Origin of the sequence: Shigella flexneri 2a str. 301 (genome assembly GCF_000006925.2) — a bacterium.
In the GTDB taxonomy this organism is placed as follows: domain Bacteria; phylum Pseudomonadota; class Gammaproteobacteria; order Enterobacterales; family Enterobacteriaceae; genus ECMA0423.
This window is the reverse complement of the sequence record NC_004337.2, coordinates 1,239,012-1,261,878: the sequence shown is the minus strand read 5'-3', so window position 1 is coordinate 1,261,878 and position 22,867 is coordinate 1,239,012. Positions and strand designations below refer to the sequence as shown.

At 49.5% G+C, this 22,867-nt stretch carries 18 protein-coding genes, 1 pseudogene and 3 other annotated features; of the genes and pseudogenes, 12 read left to right on the top strand and 7 right to left on the bottom strand.

What is annotated here, in order from left to right:
• Nucleotides 1-27: 27 nt before the first annotated feature.
• Nucleotides 28-1,284 (bottom strand): glutamyl-tRNA reductase, encoded by a 1,257-nt coding sequence (hemA, locus tag SF1213; protein ID NP_707119.2) that lies wholly within the window; start codon nt 1,282-1,284, stop codon nt 28-30.
• Between the two features lie 213 nt (nt 1,285-1,497).
• Here hemA and lolB point away from each other — a divergent pair, with 213 nt between their 5' ends.
• From lolB to ychM, 4 genes are all read left to right on the top strand, one after another.
• On the top strand, nt 1,498-2,121 hold the full coding sequence (gene lolB / locus SF1212; RefSeq protein ID NP_707118.1) for a molecular chaperone LolB: 624 nt from the start codon (nt 1,498-1,500) through the stop codon (nt 2,119-2,121).
• Nucleotides 2,121-2,972 (top strand): 4-diphosphocytidyl-2C-methyl-D-erythritol kinase, encoded by an 852-nt coding sequence (ipk, locus tag SF1211; protein ID NP_707117.1) that lies wholly within the window; start codon nt 2,121-2,123, stop codon nt 2,970-2,972. Before lolB ends, ipk begins: the two co-directional genes overlap by 1 nt.
• Nucleotides 2,973-3,122: 150 nt before the next feature.
• Nucleotides 3,123-4,070 carry a ribose-phosphate pyrophosphokinase gene (gene prsA / locus SF1210; protein NP_707116.2) on the top strand — a complete coding sequence of 316 codons (948 nt, stop codon included), beginning with the start codon at nt 3,123-3,125 and terminating at the stop codon, nt 4,068-4,070.
• 151 nt (nt 4,071-4,221) lie between these two features.
• Nucleotides 4,222-5,874: a transporter gene (gene ychM, locus SF1209; protein NP_707115.2), complete on the top strand. Its 1,653-nt coding sequence runs from the start codon at nt 4,222-4,224 to the stop codon at nt 5,872-5,874.
• A gap of 54 nt (nt 5,875-5,928) precedes the next feature.
• On the opposite strand, the gene ychH is transcribed toward ychM, so the two are convergent.
• Entirely contained in the window at nt 5,929-6,207 is a 279-nt protein-coding gene (gene ychH, locus SF1208; RefSeq protein NP_707114.1) for a hypothetical protein, read from the bottom strand.
• Nucleotides 6,208-6,484: 277 nt separating this feature from the next.
• Between ychH and pth the strand changes: the two genes are divergently transcribed.
• Both pth and ychF read left to right on the top strand, forming a co-directional pair.
• Nucleotides 6,485-7,069 (top strand): peptidyl-tRNA hydrolase, encoded by a 585-nt coding sequence (pth, locus tag SF1207; RefSeq protein NP_707113.1) that lies wholly within the window; start codon nt 6,485-6,487, stop codon nt 7,067-7,069.
• A gap of 116 nt (nt 7,070-7,185) precedes the next feature.
• Entirely contained in the window at nt 7,186-8,277 is a 1,092-nt protein-coding gene (ychF, locus tag SF1206) for a GTP-binding protein YchF (protein NP_707112.1), read from the top strand.
• Between the two features lie 295 nt (nt 8,278-8,572).
• Here the strand turns inward: ychF and SF1205a are convergent, their stop codons facing one another.
• The gene (locus tag SF1205a; RefSeq protein ID YP_008439242.1) at nt 8,573-8,776 is read right to left on the bottom strand and encodes a membrane protein; all 204 of its coding nucleotides are present in this window, start codon (nt 8,774-8,776) and stop codon (nt 8,573-8,575) included.
• Nucleotides 8,777-9,120: 344 nt separating this feature from the next.
• Between SF1205a and SF1205 the strand changes: the two genes are divergently transcribed.
• Nucleotides 9,121-11,988, top strand: a complete 2,868-nt coding sequence (locus SF1205; RefSeq protein ID NP_707111.1) for an adhesion and penetration protein — start codon at nt 9,121-9,123, stop codon at nt 11,986-11,988.
• 99 nt (nt 11,989-12,087) lie between these two features.
• Here the strand turns inward: SF1205 and SF1204 are convergent, their stop codons facing one another.
• Nucleotides 12,088-14,016, bottom strand: coding sequence for a DNA-binding transcriptional regulator DhaR (locus SF1204; protein ID NP_707110.1), 1,929 nt, complete (start codon nt 14,014-14,016; stop codon nt 12,088-12,090).
• A gap of 188 nt (nt 14,017-14,204) precedes the next feature.
• On the opposite strand from SF1204, the gene SF1203 reads away from it, so the two are divergent.
• The 4 genes from SF1203 to treA all read left to right on the top strand — a co-directional run bounded on the left by SF1203 (nt 14,205) and on the right by treA (nt 19,394).
• Nucleotides 14,205-15,305 carry a dihydroxyacetone kinase subunit DhaK gene (locus SF1203; RefSeq protein NP_707109.2) on the top strand — a complete coding sequence of 367 codons (1,101 nt, stop codon included), beginning with the start codon at nt 14,205-14,207 and terminating at the stop codon, nt 15,303-15,305.
• A 10-nt stretch (nt 15,306-15,315) separates the two neighbouring features.
• Nucleotides 15,316-15,948: a dihydroxyacetone kinase subunit DhaL gene (locus tag SF1202; protein ID NP_707108.2), complete on the top strand. Its 633-nt coding sequence runs from the start codon at nt 15,316-15,318 to the stop codon at nt 15,946-15,948.
• 10 nt (nt 15,949-15,958) lie between these two features.
• Entirely contained in the window at nt 15,959-17,377 is a 1,419-nt protein-coding gene (gene ycgC / locus SF1201) for a dihydroxyacetone kinase subunit M (protein NP_707107.2), read from the top strand.
• A gap of 319 nt (nt 17,378-17,696) precedes the next feature.
• Nucleotides 17,697-19,394, top strand: a complete 1,698-nt coding sequence (gene treA / locus SF1200; protein NP_707106.2) for a trehalase — start codon at nt 17,697-17,699, stop codon at nt 19,392-19,394.
• A 78-nt stretch (nt 19,395-19,472) separates the two neighbouring features.
• Nucleotides 19,473-19,912, bottom strand: a sequence feature (Similar to Escherichia coli K12 conserved hypothetical protein gi: 1787446 (147 aa). BLAST with identity of 99% in 147 aa. This CDS ontains frameshift. The sequence has been checked and is believed to be correct.).
• On the opposite strand, the pseudogene ycgY reads toward treA, so the two are convergent.
• Together ycgY and SF1198 are read right to left on the bottom strand one after the other, a co-directional pair.
• Nucleotides 19,473-19,912 (bottom strand): annotated as a pseudogene (gene ycgY, locus SF1199). It overlaps the preceding feature by 440 nt.
• A 124-nt stretch (nt 19,913-20,036) precedes the next feature.
• Nucleotides 20,037-21,365, bottom strand: a mobile genetic element.
• On the bottom strand, nt 20,050-21,258 hold the full coding sequence (locus SF1198; RefSeq protein ID NP_707105.1) for an insertion element iso-IS10R transposase: 1,209 nt from the start codon (nt 21,256-21,258) through the stop codon (nt 20,050-20,052). Its footprint overlaps the feature before it by 1,209 nt.
• Nucleotides 21,366-21,628: 263 nt before the next feature.
• Nucleotides 21,629-22,397 (top strand) — a mobile genetic element.
• Between SF1198 and insA the strand changes: the two genes are divergently transcribed.
• The gene (insA, locus tag SF1197) at nt 21,684-21,959 is read left to right on the top strand and encodes an insertion element IS1 protein InsA (RefSeq protein ID NP_707104.1); all 276 of its coding nucleotides are present in this window, start codon (nt 21,684-21,686) and stop codon (nt 21,957-21,959) included. (Overlaps the previous feature by 276 nt.)
• Here the strand turns inward: insA and SF1195 are convergent.
• On the bottom strand, nt 22,317-22,775 hold the full coding sequence (locus SF1195) for a hypothetical protein (protein ID NP_707102.1): 459 nt from the start codon (nt 22,773-22,775) through the stop codon (nt 22,317-22,319).
• Nucleotides 22,776-22,867: the final 92 nt, after the last annotated feature.

Here is a 22,867-nt window from a genome sequence, read left to right as displayed (position 1 = left end):
CCTGTAAAAAAAGAAAATGATGTACTGCTACTCCAGCCCGAGGCTGTCGCGCAGAATATTCAGGCGTTCGTTATCCCCGTCACGGGCGGCCTGTTGAAGTGATTTCGTTGGCGCATGGATCAAGCGGTTAGTCAGTTTCCATGCCAGATCCTGCATAATGGCTTGCGCGTCGCCGCCCTGCTCAAGGGCCGCTAACGCTTTGGCGGTTAACTCATCGCGAACGTGCTCTGCCTGGCTGCGATACTCGCGAATGGTTTCGCTGGCGCTTTGTGCTCGCAGCCACGCCATAAATTCGCTGGTTTCCTGAGCGACAATAGTTTCCGCCTCAACCGCTGCGGCTTTACGCTGCGCCAGGTTGTGCGAAATGATGCTTTGCAGATCGTCCACACTATAAAGATAAGCATTCGCCAGTTTGCCAACTTCCGGCTCAACATCGCGCGGAACGGCAATATCCACCAACAGCATTGGTTGGTTACGACGACTTTTTAATGCGCGCTCCACCATGCCTTTCCCGATAATCGGTAACGGGCTGGCGGTGGAACTGATGATGATATCGGCTTCGCGCAGACGTTCGTCGATCTCACTCAGGGCAATCACTTCCGCGCCAACTTCATCTGCCAGAATTTGGGCACGTTCGCGAGTGCGGTTGGCGATAATCATCTTCTGTACTTTATGTTCGCGCAGATGACGCGCTACCAGCTCGATGGTTTCGCCCGCGCCTACCAGCAACACTGTGACCGTAGAGAGCGATTCAAAGATCTGCCGCGCCAGCGTACAAGCCGCAAAAGCGACAGACACAGCACTGGCACCGATATCTGTTTCAGTGCGAACGCGTTTCGCTACAGAGAAAGATTTCTGGAACATGCGTTCCAGTTCGCTGGCCTTCATATGACCTTTTTGCGAATCGACAAACGCTTTTTTAACCTGACCGAGGATCTGCGGCTCCCCAAGAACCAGTGAATCCAGGCCGCTGGCAACACGCATTAAATGGCTAACCGCGTCGTTATCCTGATGCCAGTAGAGGCTTTTACGCAGATCTTCTTCATTAAGATTGTGATAATCGCAAAGCCAGCGGATTAACGCCTCTTGCAGGTTATCCTGCTCTTCAACGCTAAGATAAAGTTCCGTGCGGTTGCACGTCGACAGCACCACGCCGCCCTGCACCATCGGCTGCGCAAGCAGGCTGTCAAGCGCCTGATCGAGCTTATCCGGCGAAAACGATACACGTTCTCGCAGCGATACAGGTGCCGTTTTATGGTTGATACCGAGTGCTAAAAGGGTCATGTCTGCGGGAAATAATACCAACGTTGATAGGGTTAGTCTGCTTGCATCATACAGGATGCGTAAGATCAATAAAAGAGAGCGCCCCCTTTTGGAGTAATTGCCGAAAGCCGTTAGATTCTGGCAATTAAGACAACTTGAACATAGACGATAGCGGACGGTAACGCTAGCATTAAGGGTTATAACTGCAACGTATCTCAAGGACTTGTCATCACTATGCCCCTGCCCGATTTTCGTCTTATCCGCCTGCTACCGCTGGCTGCTCTTGTGCTCACTGCCTGTTCCGTTACCACGCCCAAAGGTCCTGGCAAAAGCCCGGATTCGCCACAATGGCGTCAGCATCAGCAAGACGTGCGCAATCTTAATCAGTATCAGACTCGCGGCGCGTTCGCTTATATTTCTGACCAACAAAAAGTGTACGCCCGCTTTTTCTGGCAGCAAACCGGCCAGGATCGCTACCGTCTGCTGCTCACTAACCCATTGGGCAGCACGGAACTGGAGCTGAATGCTCAACCGGGTAACGTGCAGTTGGTCGACAATAAAGGTCAGCGTTATACCGCCGATGACGCCGAAGAGATGATTGGCAAATTGACCGGAATGCCAATTCCGCTCAACAGCTTGCGCCAGTGGATTTTAGGTTTACCGGGTGATGCAACCGACTACAAACTGGACGACCAGTACCGCCTGAGCGAAATTACCTACAGCCAGAATGGCAAAAACTGGAAGGTTGTTTATGGTGGTTATGACACCAAAACGCAACCTGCGATGCCAGCCAATATGGAACTCACCGACGGTGGTCAACGCATCAAGTTAAAAATGGATAACTGGATAGTGAAATAATGCGGACACAGTGGCCCTCTCCGGCAAAACTTAATCTGTTTTTATACATTACCGGTCAGCGTGCGGATGGTTACCACACGCTGCAAACGCTGTTTCAGTTTCTTGATTACGGCGACACCATCAGCATTGAGCTTCGTGACGATGGGGATATTCGTCTGTTAACGCCCGTTGAAGGCGTGGAACATGAAGATAACCTGATCGTTCGCGCAGCGCGGTTGTTGATGAAAACTGCGGCAGACAGCGGGCGTCTTCCGACGGGAAGCGGTGCGAATATCAGCATTGACAAGCGTTTGCCGATGGGCGGCGGTCTCGGCGGTGGTTCATCCAATGCCGCGACGGTCCTGGTGGCATTAAATCATCTCTGGCAATGCGGGCTAAGCATGGATGAGCTGGCGGAAATGGGGCTGACGCTGGGCGCAGATGTTCCTGTCTTTGTTCGGGGGCATGCCGCGTTTGCCGAAGGCGTTGGTGAAATACTAACGCCGGTGGATCCGCCAGAGAAGTGGTATCTGGTGGCGCACCCTGGTGTAAGTATTCCGACTCCGGTGATTTTTAAAGATCCTGAACTCCCGCGCAATACGCCAAAAAGGTCAATAGAAACGTTGCTAAAATGTGAATTCAGCAATGATTGCGAGGTTATCGCAAGAAAACGTTTTCGCGAGGTTGATGCGGTGCTTTCCTGGCTGTTAGAATACGCCCCGTCACGCCTGACTGGGACAGGGGCCTGTGTCTTTGCTGAATTTGATACAGAGTCTGAAGCCCGCCAGGTGCTAGAGCAAGCCCCGGAATGGCTCAATGGCTTTGTGGCGAAAGGCGTTAATCTTTCCCCATTGCACAGAGCCATGCTTTAAGCCGGGCAAGCTGAGTTTCGGTGACAACGTCACCTTGTTCCAGACGTTGCATCGCGCTCTTTAATACACCGCCTGGAAAGGATCATGCCTGGCCCGCACAGTTTTCGGCAGATTCTTTCCACCAATGGACGCATGCCTGAGGTTCTTCTCGTGCCTGATATGAAGCTTTTTGCTGGTAACGCCACCCCGGTACTAGCACAACGTATTGCCAACCGCCTGTACACTTCACTCGGCGACGCCGCTGTAGGTCGCTTTAGCGACGGCGAAGTCAGCGTACAAATTAACGAAAATGTACGCGGTGGTGATATTTTCATCATCCAGTCCACTTGTGCCCCTACTAACGACAACCTGATGGAATTAGTCGTTATGGTTGATGCCCTGCGTCGTGCTTCCGCAGGTCGTATCACCGCTGTTATCCCCTACTTTGGCTATGCGCGCCAGGACCGTCGCGTCCGTTCCGCTCGTGTACCAATCACTGCGAAAGTGGTTGCAGACTTCCTCTCCAGCGTCGGTGTTGACCGTGTGCTGACAGTGGATCTGCACGCTGAACAGATTCAGGGTTTCTTCGACGTTCCGGTTGATAACGTATTTGGTAGCCCGATCCTGCTGGAAGACATGCTGCAGCTGAATCTGGATAACCCAATTGTGGTTTCTCCGGACATCGGCGGCGTTGTGCGTGCCCGCGCTATCGCTAAGCTGCTGAACGATACCGATATGGCAATCATCGACAAACGTCGTCCGCGTGCGAACGTTTCCCAGGTGATGCATATCATCGGTGACGTTGCAGGTCGTGACTGCGTACTGGTCGATGATATGATCGACACTGGCGGTACGCTGTGTAAAGCTGCTGAAGCGCTGAAAGAACGTGGTGCTAAACGTGTATTTGCGTACGCGACTCACCCGATCTTCTCTGGCAACGCGGCGAACAACCTGCGTAACTCTGTAATTGATGAAGTCGTTGTCTGCGATACCATTCCGCTGAGCGATGAAATCAAATCACTGCCGAACGTGCGTACTCTGACCCTGTCAGGTATGCTGGCCGAAGCGATTCGTCGTATCAGCAACGAAGAATCGATCTCTGCCATGTTCGAACACTAATCGAACCCGGCTCAAAGACCCGCTGCGGCGGGTTTTTTTGTCTGTAATATCCATTTGTATGACCTATGCCTCCTTCACCTGCCATTTAGTTGACAGATGATGCGCTCACGGATGAAACATTATTGTGAACAAAATATTTTCCTCACATGTGATGCCTTTCCGCGCTCTGATCGACGTTTGCTGGAAAGAAAAATATACTGCCGCACGGTTTACCCGTGACCTGATTGCCGGGATAACCGTCGGGATTATTGCTATCCCGCTGGCGATGGCGTTGGCTATTGGTAGTGGTGTGGCCCCCCAGTACGGTTTATATACCGCAGCTGTTGCGGGGATTGTCATTGCTCTAACGGGTGGGTCACGCTTTAGCGTTTCCGGTCCGACTGCGGCATTTGTGGTAATTCTCTATCCCGTTTCGCAACAGTTTGGACTGGCAGGACTGCTGGTTGCGACCTTGTTGTCGGGAATCTTTTTGATTCTGATGGGGCTGGCACGCTTTGGTCGTCTGATTGAGTATATTCCGGTTTCCGTCACCTTAGGTTTCACCTCGGGTATCGGGATCACCATCGGTACCATGCAGATTAAAGATTTTCTCGGTCTGCAAATGGCCCATGTCCCGGAACATTATCTACAAAAAGTCGGCGCATTATTTATGGCGCTGCCGACCATTAATGTGGGTGATGCTGCCATTGGCATTGTGACGCTTGGCATTCTGGTTTTCTGGCCGCGTCTGGGCATTCGTTTACCCGGTCACCTTCCGGCCTTGCTGGCTGGTTGCGCGGTGATGGGGATTGTTAACCTGCTCGGCGGACATGTTGCTACCATCGGTTCGCAATTCCACTACGTCCTGGCCGATGGTTCTCAGGGTAACGGTATTCCGCAACTGCTGCCGCAACTGGTGCTGCCGTGGGATCTGCCTAATTCAGAATTCACGCTAACCTGGGATTCTATTCGCACCCTGCTGCCTGCGGCATTCTCAATGGCAATGCTCGGGGCGATCGAATCTCTGCTCTGCGCTGTGGTACTGGATGGTATGACCGGGACTAAGCACAAGGCGAATAGTGAACTGGTCGGTCAGGGGCTGGGGAATATCATCGCTCCATTCTTTGGTGGTATTACCGCTACTGCTGCCATCGCGCGTTCTGCCGCTAACGTCCGTGCCGGGGCAACTTCCCCTATCTCGGCGGTGATCCACTCTATTCTGGTTATTCTCGCCCTGCTGGTACTGGCACCACTGCTCTCCTGGCTGCCGCTTTCCGCCATGGCAGCCCTGCTGTTGATGGTGGCGTGGAACATGAGTGAAGCGCACAAAGTGGTCGACTTGCTGCGTCATGCGCCGAAAGATGACATCATCGTCATGCTGCTGTGTATGTCACTGACCGTGCTGTTTGATATGGTTATTGCCATCAGCGTGGGGATCGTGCTGGCATCGCTGCTGTTTATGCGTCGTATCGCACGTATGACTCGCCTGGCACCGGTAGTCGTAGATGTTCCAGACGATGTCCTGGTTCTGCGCGTTATTGGCCCGCTGTTTTTTGCTGCTGCTGAAGGCTTATTCACGGACCTGGAGTCACGTCTTGAAGGCAAACGGATTGTGATTCTGAAGTGGGATGCCGTTCCGGTACTTGATGCTGGTGGTCTTGATGCGTTCCAGCGTTTTGTGAAGCGTCTGCCCGAAGGATGTGAACTGCGCGTGTGCAACGTGGAATTCCAGCCACTGCGAACTATGGCTCGCGCAGGCATTCAACCGATCCCGGGACGCCTCGCGTTCTTCCCGAATCGTCGCGCGGCGATGGCGGATTTATAAGTACGAGATTGACCAGTCAGCGCAAACTGACTGGTCAGCAAACTGCATTATTTGTTAGCTATGACGGCGATTATCGCTACGGCGGCAACGTTTGTCATAGTGACGAACCCACCAGTAACGGTCGCACACCTGTTCATGCCCGCCAACACGGGCACCCGCCAGCCAGAGAATGGCACCGACGAAAATACTTAGCACTGCACCATGTGCGAAATACTGGGGCATATTAAACTGTGGTAACTGGTTGAGGATTGAATACCCCACGCCGACCACCATTACCACCAGACCCAACCCCATGAGCACGTTACCGAGTATCGAAGCGTTTTTGCGTTTCATATGTCACCTCCGGAACTTTCTGGGTTGTAACAGGGAATACCCCTCTTCCTTATGTGTAAAGTATAGACAACACCCTGTGGGTTATGTGCGGGCGTAATCACAATTACAACCCTTATTTCAACAAAACTTTACAAATAAACGCCTGAACACCTTGACTTTCTAATAGTCCACTCAGGCAATTATTACGTTATCTGCATTTGATACGCAGTTTTTTGTCAAGCGGGGCCGCAACCAGTAAACTACGCGCCAGTTATGTACACACTCAGGACAAAAAAACGTGACGATTAAATTGATTGTCGGCCTGGCGAACCCCGGTGCTGAATACGCCGCAACGCGACATAATGCTGGTGCCTGGTTCGTTGACTTACTGGCAGAGCGTTTGCGCGCTCCGCTGCGCGAAGAGGCTAAATTCTTTGGTTATACTTCGCGAGTCACCCTTGGAAGCGAAGATGTCCGCCTGTTAGTCCCGACTACATTTATGAATCTCAGCGGCAAAGCCGTTGCGGCGATGGCCAGTTTTTTCCGCATTAATCCGGACGAAATTCTGGTGGCCCACGACGAACTGGATCTGCCTCCTGGCGTCGCCAAATTTAAGTTGGGCGGTGGCCATGGTGGTCACAATGGACTGAAAGACATCATCAGTAAATTGGGTAATAACCCTAACTTTCACCGTTTACGCATCGGAATCGGTCATCCGGGCGATAAAAATAAAGTTGTCGGTTTTGTGTTAGGCAAACCGCCTGTTAGTGAACAGAAGTTAATTGATGAAGCCATCGACGAAGCGGCGCGTTGTACTGAAATGTGGTTTACAGATGGCTTGACCAAAGCAACGAACCGATTGCACGCCTTTAAAGCGCAATAAGTCGTTGTCTGCGGCATTTTTGCCGAGTGCCGTGTATAATAGGCAAAGTTATTTCCATTTCTGCAATCTGTTAGCAATAACAGGTTGATTATTAAGATATTAAGGTGATTTAAATCATGGGATTCAAATGCGGTATCGTCGGTTTGCCCAACGTCGGGAAATCTACCCTGTTCAACGCGCTGACCAAAGCCGGTATTGAAGCGGCCAACTTTCCATTCTGCACCATTGAGCCGAACACAGGCGTCGTACCAATGCCTGACCCTCGCCTGGATCAACTGGCTGAAATCGTAAAACCGCAACGTACGCTTCCCACGACCATGGAATTTGTCGATATCGCCGGTCTGGTAAAAGGCGCATCGAAAGGCGAAGGTCTGGGTAACCAGTTCCTGACCAACATCCGTGAAACCGAAGCGATCGGTCACGTTGTTCGCTGCTTTGAAAATGACAACATCATTCACGTTTCCGGCAAAGTTAACCCGGCTGACGATATTGAAGTTATCAACACCGAACTGGCGCTGGCAGACCTCGACACCTGCGAACGTGCGATTCATCGCGTACAGAAGAAAGCCAAAGGTGGCGATAAAGACGCGAAAGCTGAGCTGGCGGTCCTGGAAAAATGCCTGCCCCAGCTGGAAAACGCAGGTATGCTGCGCGCGCTGGATTTAAGCGCTGAAGAGAAAGCGGCTATTCGTTACCTGAGCTTCCTGACGCTGAAACCAACAATGTACATAGCCAACGTCAACGAAGATGGTTTTGAAAACAACCCATATCTTGACCAGGTGCGTGAAATCGCGGCGAAAGAAGGTTCTGTTGTGGTTCCGGTTTGTGCTGCTGTTGAAGCAGACATTGCCGAACTGGACGACGAAGAACGTGACGAGTTTATGCAGGAGCTTGGGCTGGAAGAACCGGGCCTGAACCGTGTGATCCGTGCCGGTTATAAGCTGCTGAACCTGCAAACTTACTTCACCGCTGGGGTGAAAGAAGTGCGTGCATGGACCATTCCGGTTGGAGCAACCGCGCCGCAGGCAGCGGGCAAAATCCATACTGATTTTGAAAAAGGCTTTATCCGTGCACAAACCATCTCGTTTGAAGATTTCATCACTTACAAAGGTGAACAAGGCGCGAAAGAAGCAGGCAAAATGCGTGCAGAAGGTAAAGATTACATCGTGAAAGATGGCGATGTGATGAACTTCCTTTTCAACGTCTAATTAATTTATTGTCTCATGAGGTTTCGCTAAATCTCATGAAGAGCGCAAAAGTATATAAAATCCACGCAATTGCGTGGATTTTTCATTTCACCGAGTCCTAATCATTCTTGTAACATCCTACACTTTTGTGCTTATTGCCTACAGTGAACCACGAGAATAATTAAAGACATAAGTGTTCAGATGACTGATATCTCATTAGCAGTGATATAACGTCAGTTTTTGTTCCACTACACATCAGCCCTCTTCACAGCTGATCAATATTGATCTCGCTCCAATATGCTGGCGAGAAAAGGACTTACCTGAAGGGTAATATCCCGCAGATAAAGTCCCCGAATAACGTGATTACGTGCGATCCTGGCAAGATGAAAATGATAACCAGTAGCACAATAATAACGATAGGCCAGAAAATCCATTGAACAAAAATGAATATCGATGTTTTTTGCTTTTTCTTATTAGTAATGCAAAAATGGCGCATATTGTTTTTGTTATGCAGATACATCAAGCGAAAATCCCATAACTAATTAGGATTATTACAAAAAATCTTCACCAAATTTTTTAACCGCTGTTTGTTGTAATATTTTTGCCATATTCATAGTAACGAATTGGAATAAGTAACGACAACTTAGGGAATAACTCGATATAAACTCACCTTTGTAAGGGGGGGGTTAAATATATATTAATTCCTGTGTTCCTGATTTTGCCCGGTAATAGAGAATTATTCTCAGAGAAGCTCATCATGATTGCACCATACAGATATCATGATGATAAGAGGATATTATTCATTGACTTAAACAAAATGACAAAATCCATAGACCCATAGCCTGGGTACTATATAGGAGTGGTATGGGCATCAAACAACACAATGGGAATACCAAAGCCGATCGTCTCGCTGAATTAAAAATCCGTTCGCCCTCAATTCAACTGATAAAATTTGGCGCTATTGGTTTGAATGCAATTATCTTTTCCCCCCTGCTGATAGCTGCTGATACAGGAAGTCAATATGGCACCAATATTACTATTAATGATGGTGACAGAATTACAGGAGATACCGCCGATCCATCAGGAAACCTCTATGGTGTAATGACCCCAGCAGGAAACACGCCTGGCAATATCAACCTGGGTAATGATGTCACCGTCAATGTCAACGACGCCTCTGGATATGCAAAAGGAATCATTATTCAGGGCAAAAACAGCTCCCTGACAGCTAACCGACTCACAGTAGATGTTGTTGGTCAAACCTCTGCCATCGGCATTAACTTAATTGGTGACTATACCCATGCTGACTTAGGCACAGGCAGCACCATTAAGAGTAACGATGACGGCATCATTATTGGGCATAGCTCAACACTAACAGCCACTCAATTCACCATTGAAAACTCGAACGGTATAGGCCTAACCATCAATGACTATGGCACCAGTGTCGATCTTGGAAGCGGAAGTAAAATCAAGACCGATGGAAGTACAGGTGTTTATATCGGTGGTCTCAACGGCAATAACGCCAATGGTGCTGCGCGTTTTACGGCGACAGACCTGACAATCGATGTTCAGGGCTACAGCGCCATGGGGATAAACGTACAGAAAAACTCTGTTGTCGATCTCGGAACAAACAGTACCATTAAAACCAATGGCGATAATGCTCACGGCCTCTGGAGCTTTGGCCAGGTTAGCGCGAATGCACTCACTGTTGATGTAACTGGAGCCGCGGCCAATGGCGTCGAAGTTCGTGGTGGTACAACCACTATCGGTGCAGATAGCCATATTTCTTCCGCGCAGGGCGGTGGCCTCGTCACCAGTAGTTCAGACGCGACAATCAATTTTTCTGGCACGGCAGCGCAACGAAACAGCATCTTTTCCGGCGGTTCTTATGGTGCCTCGGCCCAGACGGCAACGGCTGTTATCAACATGCAAAATACCGATATTACGGTTGATCGTAATGGCAGTCTGGCGCTGGGTTTGTGGGCGCTCAGCGGCGGTAGAATAACCGGAGACAGTTTGGCTATCACCGGCGCGGCAGGAGCCAGAGGGATTTATGCCATGACCAACAGCCAGATCGACCTCACGAGCGATCTGGTCATTGATATGAGTACACCCGACCAGATGGCCATCGCAACGCAACATGACGATGGTTATGCCGCCAGCCGCATCAACGCCTCGGGTCGTATGCTTATCAACGGTAGCGTTCTTTCCAAAGGTGGGCTAATCAATCTGGATATGCACCCTGGGTCGGTTTGGACAGGTTCCTCCCTCAGCGATAATGTCAATGGCGGGAAACTGGACGTTGCAATGAATAACAGCGTCTGGAACGTAACAAGTAATTCTAATCTCGACACGCTGGCGCTGAGCCATTCAACTGTCGATTTTGCCAGCCACGGGTCAACTGCCGGCACATTTACCACATTAAACGTAGAGAACCTGAGCGGTAACAGTACCTTTATTATGCGTGCTGATGTTGTTGGCGAGGGTAATGGCGTTAATAATAGAGGGGATTTATTGAATATCAGCGGGAGTAGTGCTGGTAATCACGTATTGGCTATCCGCAACCAGGGCAGCGAGGCCACAACGGGAAATGAAGTTCTGACAGTGGTAAAAACCACTGACGGCGCGGCCTCGTTCAGCGCGTCTTCTCAGGTTGAGTTGGGGGGATATCTGTACGATGTGCGTAAAAATGGCACTAACTGGGAGCTTTACGCTTCCGGGACAGTTCCGGAACCGACTCCTAATCCTGAACCCACACCAGCTCCCGCTCAGCCTCCCATAGTCAACCCCGATCCTACGCCTGAACCCGCTCCCACGCCTAAACCCACCACGACCGCAGATGCTGGCGGCAATTATCTCAATGTCGGTTACTTATTGAACTATGTTGAAAACCGTACGCTGATGCAACGGATGGGTGACTTGCGAAATCAGAGTAAAGACGGTAATATCTGGTTGCGCAGTTATGGGGGAAGCCTGGACTCCTTTGCCAGTGGCAAACTGAGCGGCTTTGACATGGGTTACAGCGGTATCCAGTTTGGTGGGGATAAACGTCTCTCTGATGTAATGCCGTTGTATGTCGGTCTGTATATTGACTCAACACATGCATCGCCGGACTATAGCGGAGGCGACGGTACCGCACGTTCAGACTACATGGGAATGTACGCCAGTTACATGGCACAAAACGGTTTTTACAGCGATCTCGTTATAAAAGCATCGCGCCAGAAAAATAGTTTCCACGTACTGGACAGTCAGAACAACGGCGTTAACGCCAACGGCACTGCGAATGGAATGAGCATCTCCCTGGAAGCCGGGCAGAGGTTCAACCTGTCCCCTACTGGTTATGGGTTCTATATAGAGCCGCAAACCCAGCTTACATACAGCCACCAGAATGAGATGGCTATGAAGGCGAGTAATGGCCTCAATATACATCTGAATCACTACGAATCGCTGCTGGGGCGTGCCAGCATGATACTGGGGTATGACATCACCGCAGGCAACAGCCAGCTGAATGTCTATGTGAAGACTGGCGCTATCCGCGAGTTTTCAGGGGATACCGAATATCTGTTGAACGACTCCCGGGAGAAGTACAGTTTCAAAGGTAATGGCTGGAATAACGGCGTGGGAGTCAGTGCACAGTATAACAAACAGCACACATTCTATCTCGAAGCGGATTACACGCAGGGTAACCTCTTTGATCAGAAGCAAGTCAACGGAGGATATCGCTTCAGCTTTTAAGTGCGGGATAGACAAGCCCTTAAACGATGCTGAAAATTGTTAGCGTGCGCCGGAATGAAATACAGATCACTCTGATGTATCAGAAATCGTTTCTGTCTTTCATACCCGGCGCTTAAACTGCCCTGCATCAATGCCATGTTGCTTCATTTTCCGCCACAGCGTAGTGCGGCCGATCCCAAGTAAAGCCGACATTTCCTGAATGCGACCGCCTGTGACCTGGGCTGCGTTAATAATTGCCTCTTTTTCAACTTCCGCAAATGACAGACTGGTGGAAAGGCGGGTGGCGCTGACATCATCTGTCGCCTGCTCGGTAAACAGATGTTCAGGTAAATCACTGACGCGAATGCGCCCGTTATCACTACTCAGAGCAAGATTCTCGATGACGCTGTAAAGTTCAAAATCGTTGCCTGGCCATGCACAAGAAACTAGGCGAGCGAGGGCATCGTCATCAATTTTCAGCCGCGTAGAGAAGCGTTTTTCAAGACTGCGTAATTTGTTATTCACCAGCGCCGGAATGCTGCCACGCCGCATACGCAGAGGCGGGATGGTAATTTCAAATGCATGCAGCGCGTAATACAGCTGGCGACTAAAACGATTTTGTTCCACCAGCATTGCGAGGTCCGCGGTCGTTGTTGCAATCACTTTGACATCAATTGGTATTAAACGCCGCGCATCCAGTCGCGTGATAACCCCCTGCTTGATAACCTGCAGCAAAGCAGACTGTAACTCCACCGCCAGATATTCAATCTTTTCAAGAAACAGCGTGCCGCCGTGTGCCAGTTCCAGCCGACTCAGACGGCCATTTTCATTGTCCGTGCGATCGCCACCAATAAATTCTTCCGCCAGCGCAGCATCACCATATAACTCACAATTGACGGCGATATAAGGACCTGCAGCACGCTCGCTTTCATTATGAATTGCCTGACTTAGCAGTGCCTTGCCCACGCCCTCTTCTCCACAAAGCAGGACAGGAAAGCTACTGCGCGCCGCCTGGCGACCAAAATGAATCAAGCGGCGGGTTTGCGGATCGTCCTGTGGCATATGAGCGAAGGTATGGCTGACTTTTCCTAATTGACTGGTCATTAACTGCCGCATCTGTTCCACAGGATGGAGCAACAAAATAAAGCTGGTTCCCTGCGTTTCTATTATCGGTTTAAGGGTTATCACCGCATCAATAAACTGGTGCTGGCTTTCAAAGGTTGCTTCTACGTGTTTGAGCGGATGTGCCAGTTTTATTGCTTGTTGCAATACGGCGGGTAACGTTAAGAGTTCAGTGATTGCCCGTCCCTGACTTGCCGTCGCGTCAAGGCGCAAGACCCGCGCCGCCTGGGCATTAATAAATTGCAAATTACCCTGCTCGTCCCAGCTAATCACGCCATCATCCATACTTTCTAACAGGGCATTAAGTTGATTTAAATGACGGTTAGTTTCAGCGAGCAAACTGTCCGTCAGCAGTAAATTACCGACCTCGCGGGCGATTGCCAACGTCAACGGCAAATCAGCTGCGGTAGTTTGCTCAACCGGACACGCCAGCGCTATTGTTCCCGTCAATCGGCCCTTGCTGTCAAACAACGGCGTTGCACAAAAGGCCCAGTTCCAGAGTGCCTGTTTGAAATGTTGATCGGCCATCGTTTTCACGGCCTGACCAGAGATAGCCGCTAACGATAGCGCACAAGTACCAATAATTCCCTCGGCGCAATACGTGCCGTCATTGAATCCCAGTGCACTTAGCTGCTGCAAGGTTTGCGGATCGCCATTACGGCTGAGAATGCAGGCGGTTTCATCGAGGATAAACAGCGCACACTCTCGCGGTGCCATATATTCCCAGGCATCTTCCAGCGCAGCCTGCCCGAGCGTCAGCATCGCTTTCTTACGCCGATAAATAGAAGCAAATGTCACGCCCTGGGCCTGATGTGGTACGTTCCATGTCTCCCGTTTCATCAGCTTATTGCATCGCTCCCAGGAGGTTGCAATTAAGGGAGATATGCCCCGACCATCGTTGTTAAAAGCGCCACTCATATCCCGCATCCCTTATGACAAAAGGTGTTCCGGCTCGCAATTTTAAGTATTAATACACGTAAAAGTTTCAATATGGAACATTCATTAAAGCATATGTTTCACTATGAAACATAATTTGGGCTAATTTTCTTTTCCCTTGCCTGATGCACAATGGATTCATCGGCAGTCAGTGGTCGCCGTGTCGTTGAACATCATCCATGCCCTACCGTAATTGCTGGAGCAAAATAATGAAAAAATTGATCAATGATGTGCAAGACGTACTGGACGAACAACTGGCAGGACTGGCGAAAGCGCATCCATCGCTGACACTGCATCAGGATCCGGTGTATGTCACCCGAGCTGATGCCCCTGTTGCAGGAAAAGTCGCCCTGCTGTCGGGTGGCGGCAGCGGACACGAGCCGATGCACTGTGGTTATATCGGTCAGGGGATGCTTTCGGGGGCCTGTCCGGGCGAAATTTTCACCTCACCGACGCCCGATAAAATCTTTGAATGCTCCATGCAAATTGATGGCGGCGAAGGTGTACTGTTGATTATCAAAAATTACACCGGCGATATTCTTAACTTTGAAACAGCGACCGAGTTACTGCACGATAGCGGCGTAAAAGTGACCACTGTGGTCATTGATGACGACGTTGCGGTAAAAGACAGTCTTTATACCGCCGGGCGACGCGGCGTTGCCAACACCGTATTAATTGAAAAACTCGTAGGCGCAGCGGCGGAGCGTGGCGACTCACTGGACGCCTGTGCGGAACTGGGGCGTAAGTTGAATAATCAAGGCCACTCAATAGGTATCGCTCTCGGTGCCTGTACCGTTCCTGCCGCGGGCAAACCTTCTTTTACCCTTGCGGATAATGAGATGGAGTTTGGCGTAGGCATTCATGGTGAGCCAGGTATTGACCGCCGCCCTTTCTCTTCCCTTGATCAAACCGTCGATGAAATGTTCGACACCCTGCTGGAACATGGCTCATACCATCGCACTTTGCGTTTCTGGGATTATCAACAAGGCAGCTGGCAGGAAGAACCACAAACCAAACAACCGCTCCAGTCTGGCGATCGGGTGATTGCACTGGTTAACAATCTTGGCGCAACTCCGCTTTCTGAGCTGTACGGCGTCTATAACCGCCTGACCACACGTTGCCAGCAAGCGGGATTGACTATCGAACGTAATTTAATTGGCGCGTACTGCACCTCACTGGATATGACCGGTTTCTCAATCACCTTACTGAAAGTTGATGACGAAACGCTGGCTCTCTGGGACGCCCCGGTCCACACCCCGGCCCTTAACTGGGGTAAATAAGGAGAAAGCAATGTCACTGAGCAGAACTCAAATTGTTAACTGGCTCACTCGTTGTGGCGATATTTTCAACACCGAGAGCGAGTATCTTACCGGGCTGGATCGCGAGATTGGCGACGCTGACCACGGGCTAAATATGAACCGAGGCTTTAGCAAAGTGGTGGAAAAACTCCCTGCTATCGCAGATAAAGATATCGGTTTCATTCTCAAAAATACCGGTATGACGCTGCTTTCCAGCGTCGGTGGTGCCAGTGGTCCGCTGTTCGGTACCTTCTTTATCCGCGCCGCACAGGCGACCCAGGCACGGCAAAGCCTGACACTGGAAGAGCTTTATCAGATGTTCCGCGATGGCGCGGACGGCGTAATCAGTCGCGGGAAAGCCGAACCTGGCGATAAAACCATGTGTGATGTGTGGGTGCCGGTGGTGGAATCGTTACGTCAGTCCAGCGAGCAAAATCTCTCTGTTCCGGTGGCGCTCGAAGCTGCCAGTAGCATCGCCGAATCCGCTGCACAAAGTACGATTACGATGCAAGCCCGCAAAGGCCGCGCCAGTTATCTCGGTGAACGCAGTATTGGTCACCAGGATCCCGGCGCGACCTCGGTGATGTTTATGATGCAAATGTTGGCGTTAGCCGCAAAAGAGTAAGGAATTGGTGATGGTAAACCTGGTCATAGTTTCACATAGCAGCCGACTGGGAGAAGGTGTCGGTGAATTAGCCCGTCAGATGTTAATGAGTGATAGTTGTAAAATCGCCATTGCCGCGGGAATTGACGATCCACAAAATCCCATTGGTACCGATGCCGTCAAAGTGATGGAGGCCATCGAATCTGTTGCTGATGCCGACCATGTGCTGGTCATGATGGATATGGGTAGCGCATTATTGAGTGCTGAAACTGCGCTGGAATTGCTGGCTCCCGAGATCGCCGCAAAAGTACGTTTGTGTGCTGCGCCGTTGGTCGAAGGTACACTGGCAGCAACGGTCAGCGCGGCCTCGGGGGCGGATATCGACAAAGTTATCTTTGACGCTATGCATGCGCTGGAAGCCAAACGTGAACAACTGGGTTTACCGTCCTCCGACACTGAAATCTCTGACACATGTCCTCCGTACGATGAAGAAGCCCGTTCTCTGGCGGTGGTCATAAAAAACCGTAACGGCCTGCATGTACGTCCGGCCTCCCGGCTGGTTTATACCTTATCGACATTTAATGCCGATATGTTGCTGGAAAAAAACGGCAAATGCGTCACACCAGAGAGTATTAACCAGATTGCGTTACTACAAGTTCGCTATAACGATACGCTGCGCCTGATTGCGAAAGGGCCAGAAGCTGAAGAGGCACTGATCGCTTTCCGTCACCTGGCTGAAGATAACTTTGGTGAAACGGAGGAAGTCGCTCCACCTACTCTGCGTCCCGTTCTGCCTGTTTCGGGTAAAGCCTTTTATTATCAACCAGTTTTATGTACGGTACAGGCAAAATCAACCCTGACCGCGGAAGAAGAACAAGATCGATTACGCCAGGCTATTGACTTCACGTTATTAGATCTGATGACGTTAACAGCGAAAGCAGAAGCCAGCGGGCTTGACGATATTGCCGCAATCTTTTCTGGTCACCATACACTGTTAGGTGATCCGGAACTGCTGGCGGCGGCAAGCGAACTCCTTCAGCATGAACATTGCACGGCAGAATATGCCTGGCAGCAAGTTCTTAAAGAACTTAGCCAGCAATACCAGCAACTGGATGATGAATATCTACAAGCTCGCTATATTGATGTGGACGATCTTCTGCATCGCACCCTGGTCCACCTGACCCAAACGAAAGAAGAACTCCCGCAGTTTAACTCGCCAACTATTCTACTGGCGGAGAACATTTATCCTTCCACAGTACTGCAACTGGATCCGGCGGTTGTAAAAGGTATCTGCCTTAGCGCCGGAAGTCCGGTATCCCACAGCGCCCTAATCGCCCGTGAACTGGGGATTGGCTGGATTTGCCAGCAGGGTGAGAAACTGTATGCGATACAACCAGAAGAAACGCTAACGCTGGACGTTAAAACGCAACGTTTCAACCGTCAGGGTTAAGCCACCGTTCGGATGGCATCGTTCTGATGTCATCCGGCAATTTACCCAGCACTGATGTTTTTTAACTACCTGTTATATTTTTTACCAATTTATGATGATTTTTCTTCGCTAATCGCGAACCAAATGTCGCTGGCTGGCTAATAAACAGACGTTATTTGATCACTCTATTTCGCCGTTATTTATCCCTTTAATTCCCTTTTCTAAAATGCCTGACCGTTCGCAGAATGAGATTTCGATCATGCAGCTAGTGCGATCCTGAACTAAGGTTTTCTGATACTTGAATACCGTTTTATTCGGTTTCGCCAAAGGAGAATGATTGATGAAATCCCCCGCACCTTCTCGCCCGCAAAAAATGGCGTTAATTCCAGCCTGTATCTTTTTGTGTTTCGCTGCGCTATCGGTGCAGGCAGAAGAAACACCGGTAACACCACAGCCGCCTGATATTTTATTAGGGCCGCTGTTTAATGATGTGCAAAACGTCAAACTTTTTCCGGACCAAAAAACCTTTGCCGATGCCGTGCCTAACAGCGATCCGCTGATGATCCTTGCTGATTATCGGATGCAGCAAAACCAGAGCGGATTTGATCTGCGCCATTTCGTTAACGTCAATTTCACCCTGCCGAAAGAAGGCGAGAAATATGTTCCGCCAGAGGGGCAGTCACTGCGCGAACATATTGACGGACTTTGGCCGGTATTAACGCGTTCTACCGAAAACACCGAAAAATGGGATTCTCTGTTACCGCTGCCGGAACCTTATGTCGTGCCGGGCGGACGTTTTCGCGAGGTATATTACTGGGACAATTACTTCACCATGTTAGGACTTGCCGAAAGTGGTCACTGGGATAAAGTCGCGGATATGGTGGCCAATTTTGCTCATGAAATAAACACTTACGGTCATATTCCCAACGGCAACCGCAGTTACTATTTAAGCCGCTCGCAACCGCCCTTCTTTGCCCTGATGGTAGAGTTACTGGCGCAGCATGAAGGCGATGCCGCGTTGAAGCAATACCTGCCGCAAATGCAAAAAGAATATGCTTACTGGATGGACGGTGTTGAAAACCTGCAAGCCGGACAACAGGAAAAACGCGTTGTAAAACTTCAGGATAGTACCCTTCTCAACCGCTACTGGGACGATCGCGATACGCCACGACCAGAGTCATGGGTGGAAGATATTGCCACCGCCAAAAGCAATCCGAATCGACCTGCCACTGAAATTTACCGCGACCTGCGCTCTGCCGCTGCGTCTGGCTGGGATTTCAGCTCGCGCTGGATGGACAACCCGCAGCAGTTAAATACCTTACGCACCACCAGCATCGTACCGGTCGATCTGAACAGCCTGATGTTTAAAATGGAAAAAATCCTCGCCCGCGCCAGCAAAGCTGCAGGAGATAACGCGATGGCAAACCAGTACGAAACGCTGGCGAATGCCCGTCAAAAAGGGATCGAAAAATACCTGTGGAACGATCAACAAGGCTGGTATGCCGATTACGACCTGAAAAGTCATAAAGTGCGCAATCAGTTAACCGCGGCCGCCCTGTTCCCGCTGTACGTCAATGCGGCAGCGAAAGATCGCGCCAACAAAATGGCGACGGCGACGAAAACACATCTGCTGCAACCCGGCGGCCTGAACACCACGTCGGTGAAAAGTGGGCAACAATGGGATGCGCCAAATGGCTGGGCACCGTTACAGTGGGTCGCGACAGAAGGATTACAAAACTACGGGCAAAAAGAGGTGGCGATGGACATTAGCTGGCACTTCCTGACCAATGTTCAGCACACCTATGACCGGGAGAAAAAGCTGGTGGAAAAATATGATGTCAGCACCACCGGAACGGGGGGCGGCGGTGGCGAATATCCATTACAGGATGGCTTTGGCTGGACCAATGGCGTGACGCTGAAAATGCTGGATTTGATCTGCCCGAAAGAGCAACCGTGTGACAATGTTCCGGCGACGCATCCGACCGTTAAGTCAGCAACGACGCAACCCTCAACCAAAGAGGCACAACCCACACCTTAACCAGCGCTTACTCCGACAACGTCATTCGGCTTCTCCGGATGGCGTTGTCGGCAGATAACACCATATCTATGGTTTTTTCTACACAGACGGTTTTTCAAGTCCTGGCGGGAAGTATTGCGCAAATGTTTGCCATACGTGGTTGCCGAAGATAGCGTCATTTCTACGGGTAAGTGTTTCACTTTCATCACCCGGCGATTTACGCCGACGTTGGCTATATAAAGCATCAATTGCTACCGAATATTGTTACGGTGTTCACTCATCAACGTTTTTTTGCTTTCTGGAGTTAAATTAATAATCACATAATCCAGACACTCCAGAGAATTTAGCAACCAAAAAAAGAATTCAGACCATTCCTCTTCGCGTAACTGAAGCATTGCCGAACGGGTATTTTGGCTTAATCTGCCAGAAGGATTGATCAATTCTAAATGTTCAATAAGCGCAGCCAAAACCGCCTCACTATCCGCCCCATTTTTAACGCCTGACTGGCTACTGTCTAAAATATTTATTTTCTGAATCACACCAAAAACAACGAAACAATAATTAAAAAAGGATTCTGTTGTTGTTACCGGGAACCGACTTATTTCGCTCAGAAAGTCGTTCAACCAGCTCCGCAGTGATAAGATTCGCTGATGATACAGTGTACTGAGAGATCCCCTCATAATTTCCCCAAAACGTAACCATGTGTGAATAGATTTTGAGTAAGCAGGGTTGCAGCCACGAGTGAGTCTTCCCTTGTTATTGTGTAGCCAGAATGCCGCAAAACTTCCATGCCTAAGCGAACTGTTGAGAGTACGTTTCGATTTCTGACTGTGTTAGCCTGGAAGTGCTTGTCCCAACCTTGTTTCTGAGCATGAACGCCCGCAAGCCAACATGTTAGTTGAAGCATCAGGGCGATTAGCAGCATGATATCAAAACGCTCTGAGCTGCTCGTTCGGCTATGGCGTAGGCCTAGTCCGTAGGCAGGACTTTTCAAGTCTCGGAAGGTTTCTTCAATCTGCATTCGCTTCGAATAGATATTAACAAGTTGTTTGGGTGTTCGAATTTCAACAGGTAAGTTAGTTGCTAGAATCCATGGCTCCTTTGCCGACGCTGAGTAGATTTTAGGTGACGGGTGGTGACAATGAGTCCGTGTCGAGCGCTGATTTTTTCGGCCTTTAGAGCGAGATTTATACAATAGAATTTGGCATGAGATTGGATTGCTTTTAGTCAGCCTCTTATAGCCTAAAGTCTTTGAGTGACTAGATGACATATCATGTAAGTTGCTGATAGGTTTCCAGTTTTCCGCTCCTAGGTCTGCATATTGTACTTTTCCTCTTACTCGACTTAACCAGTACCAACCCAGCTTCTCAACGGATTTATACCATGGCACTTTAAAGCCAGCATCACTGACAATGAGCGGTGTGGTGTTACTCGGTAGAATGCTCGCAAGGTCGGCTAGAAATTGGTCATGAGCTTTCTTTGAACATTGCTCTGAAAGCGGGAACGCTTTCTCATAAAGAGTAACAGAACGACCGTGTAGTGCGACTGAAGCTCGCAATACCATAAGCCGTTTTTGCTCACGGATATCAGACCAGTCAACAAGTACAATGGGCATCGTATTGCCCGAACAGATAAAGCTAGCATGCCAACGGTATACAGCGAGTCGCTCTTTGTGGAGGTGACGATTACCTAACAATCGGTCGATTCGTTTGATGTTATGTTTTGTTCTCGCTTTGGTTGGCAGGTTACGGCCAAGTTCGGTAAGAGTGAGAGTTTTACAGTCAAGTAAGGCGTGGCAAGCCAACGTTAAGCTGTTGAGTCGTTTTAAGTGTAATTCGGGGCAGAATTGGTAAAGAGAGTCGTGTAAAATATCGAGTTCGCACATTTTGTTGTCTGATTATTGATTTTTGGCGAAACCATTTGATCATATGACAAGATGTGTATCTACCTTAACTTAATGATTTTGATAAAAATCATTAGGGGATTCATCAGTACAGTGTATCCTCACTGCGTGCTGGAGGTGCCAGTATAATATGTTGATCAATACAGTATTTATTGTGTTCAGTCGTTTCCTGATGCGTTTGGTTCTCTGCGGATTGTCGCTGGCGAAATAAATGGCTTGCGGTAAATGCCGTTACAGAGCAGCGCAACGCGTCAATTCCTTCGGAGTGCCCGACTTTTGGCGAGAGTTCCGGTTTTATGCGTCCAGGTAGCGGAAATTTCACCCGAATGAGAAATGCATTAATAAAATGGAGGGTAATGCTGCCAACTTACTGATTTAGTGTATGATGGTGATTTTAAGGTGCTTGCGTGGCTTCCATTTCCATCAGATGTCCTTCCTGCTCCGCTACTGAAGGCGTGGTGCGTAACGGCAAAAGCACTGCCGGACATCAGCGCTATCTCTGCTCTCATTGCCGTAAAACATGGCAACTACAGTTCACTTACACCGCCTCTCAGCCCGGTACGCACCAGAAAATCATTGATATGGCCATGAATGGCGTCGGATGTCGCGCCAGTGCACGCATTATGGGCGTTGGCCTCAACACGGTTTTACGTCACTTAAAAAACTCAGGCCGCAGTCGGTAACCTCGCGCATACAACCGGGCAGTGATGTGATTGTCTGCGCTGAAATGGACGAACATTGGGGCTACGTCGGGTGCTAAATCACGTCAGCGCTGGCTGTTTTACGCGTATGACAGGATACGGAGGACGGTTGTGGCGCACGTCTTCGGTGAACGCACTCTGGCCACACTGGAGCGTCTTCTGAGCCTGCTGTCGGCCTTTGAGGTCGTGGTATGGATGACGGATGGCTGGCCGCTGTATGAATCACGCCTGAAGGGAAAGCTGCACGTTATCAGCAAGCGTTACACTCAGCGCATTGAGCGACATAATCTGAATCTGAGACAACATCTGGCAAGGCTGGGACGGAAGTCACTGTCGTTCTCAAAATCGGTGGAGCTGCATGACAAGGTCATCGGGCATTATCTGAACATAAAACACTATCAGTAAGTTGGAGTCATTACCAAAATGGAGAATGTTATCATTGCTACACCCTGTGCTTAATAACTGCAACTCTCCGCCGTTCAGCGATGCTTTGATAATTCTGTTCCCATAGATATCGTTATCAAAATAAAGCGTAAATATCATATTTCCGTAACTGTTATCATCTCTTTTTTTGCACGTCCGAATAAACGCATTCAGTAAATTACTCTCTCTAAGAAAATAAATATCTTCATTGTTGTTAATGACATTAATAACGTCGTTCTTAAAATCCTCAAAGTCTTGTTGCGGTAACTTCTGGTTACGCTGCTTACTATCAGCAAGCGGTGAATCCGGACGACAACAACATAGGTTTTGTATAACCCCCAGCATTCTTTTCACCTCCGTTAACAGTATATTCACGACACTGAAACGAGAGAATGCTGATAATTTTCTCGGCGAGATATCAAAAATCGCTCATTATAAAACAAGTAACTTCAACGTCGCGTAACCGT

What these genes read in the sequence shown, in the direction of transcription:
- ychM (NP_707115.2), top strand. Translation starts at nt 4,222, where the DNA reads ATGCCTTTCCGCGCTCTGATCGACGTTTGCTGGAAAGAAAAATATACT.
- SF1203 (NP_707109.2), top strand. Translation starts at nt 14,205, where the DNA reads ATGCCCTACCGTAATTGCTGGAGCAAAATAATGAAAAAATTGATCAAT.
- ychH (NP_707114.1), bottom strand. Translation starts at nt 6,207, where the DNA reads ATGAAACGCAAAAACGCTTCGATACTCGGTAACGTGCTCATGGGGTTG.
- hemA (NP_707119.2), bottom strand. Translation starts at nt 1,284, where the DNA reads ATGACCCTTTTAGCACTCGGTATCAACCATAAAACGGCACCTGTATCG.
- ychF (NP_707112.1), top strand. Translation starts at nt 7,186, where the DNA reads ATGGGATTCAAATGCGGTATCGTCGGTTTGCCCAACGTCGGGAAATCT.
- ycgC (NP_707107.2), top strand. Translation starts at nt 15,959, where the DNA reads ATGGTAAACCTGGTCATAGTTTCACATAGCAGCCGACTGGGAGAAGGT.
- SF1205a (YP_008439242.1), bottom strand. Translation starts at nt 8,776, where the DNA reads ATGTATCTGCATAACAAAAACAATATGCGCCATTTTTGCATTACTAAT.
- SF1202 (NP_707108.2), top strand. Translation starts at nt 15,316, where the DNA reads ATGTCACTGAGCAGAACTCAAATTGTTAACTGGCTCACTCGTTGTGGC.
- treA (NP_707106.2), top strand. Translation starts at nt 17,697, where the DNA reads ATGAAATCCCCCGCACCTTCTCGCCCGCAAAAAATGGCGTTAATTCCA.
- SF1205 (NP_707111.1), top strand. Translation starts at nt 9,121, where the DNA reads ATGGGCATCAAACAACACAATGGGAATACCAAAGCCGATCGTCTCGCT.
- lolB (NP_707118.1), top strand. Translation starts at nt 1,498, where the DNA reads ATGCCCCTGCCCGATTTTCGTCTTATCCGCCTGCTACCGCTGGCTGCT.
- ipk (NP_707117.1), top strand. Translation starts at nt 2,121, where the DNA reads ATGCGGACACAGTGGCCCTCTCCGGCAAAACTTAATCTGTTTTTATAC.
- SF1204 (NP_707110.1), bottom strand. Translation starts at nt 14,016, where the DNA reads ATGCGGGATATGAGTGGCGCTTTTAACAACGATGGTCGGGGCATATCT.
- SF1198 (NP_707105.1), bottom strand. Translation starts at nt 21,258, where the DNA reads ATGTGCGAACTCGATATTTTACACGACTCTCTTTACCAATTCTGCCCC.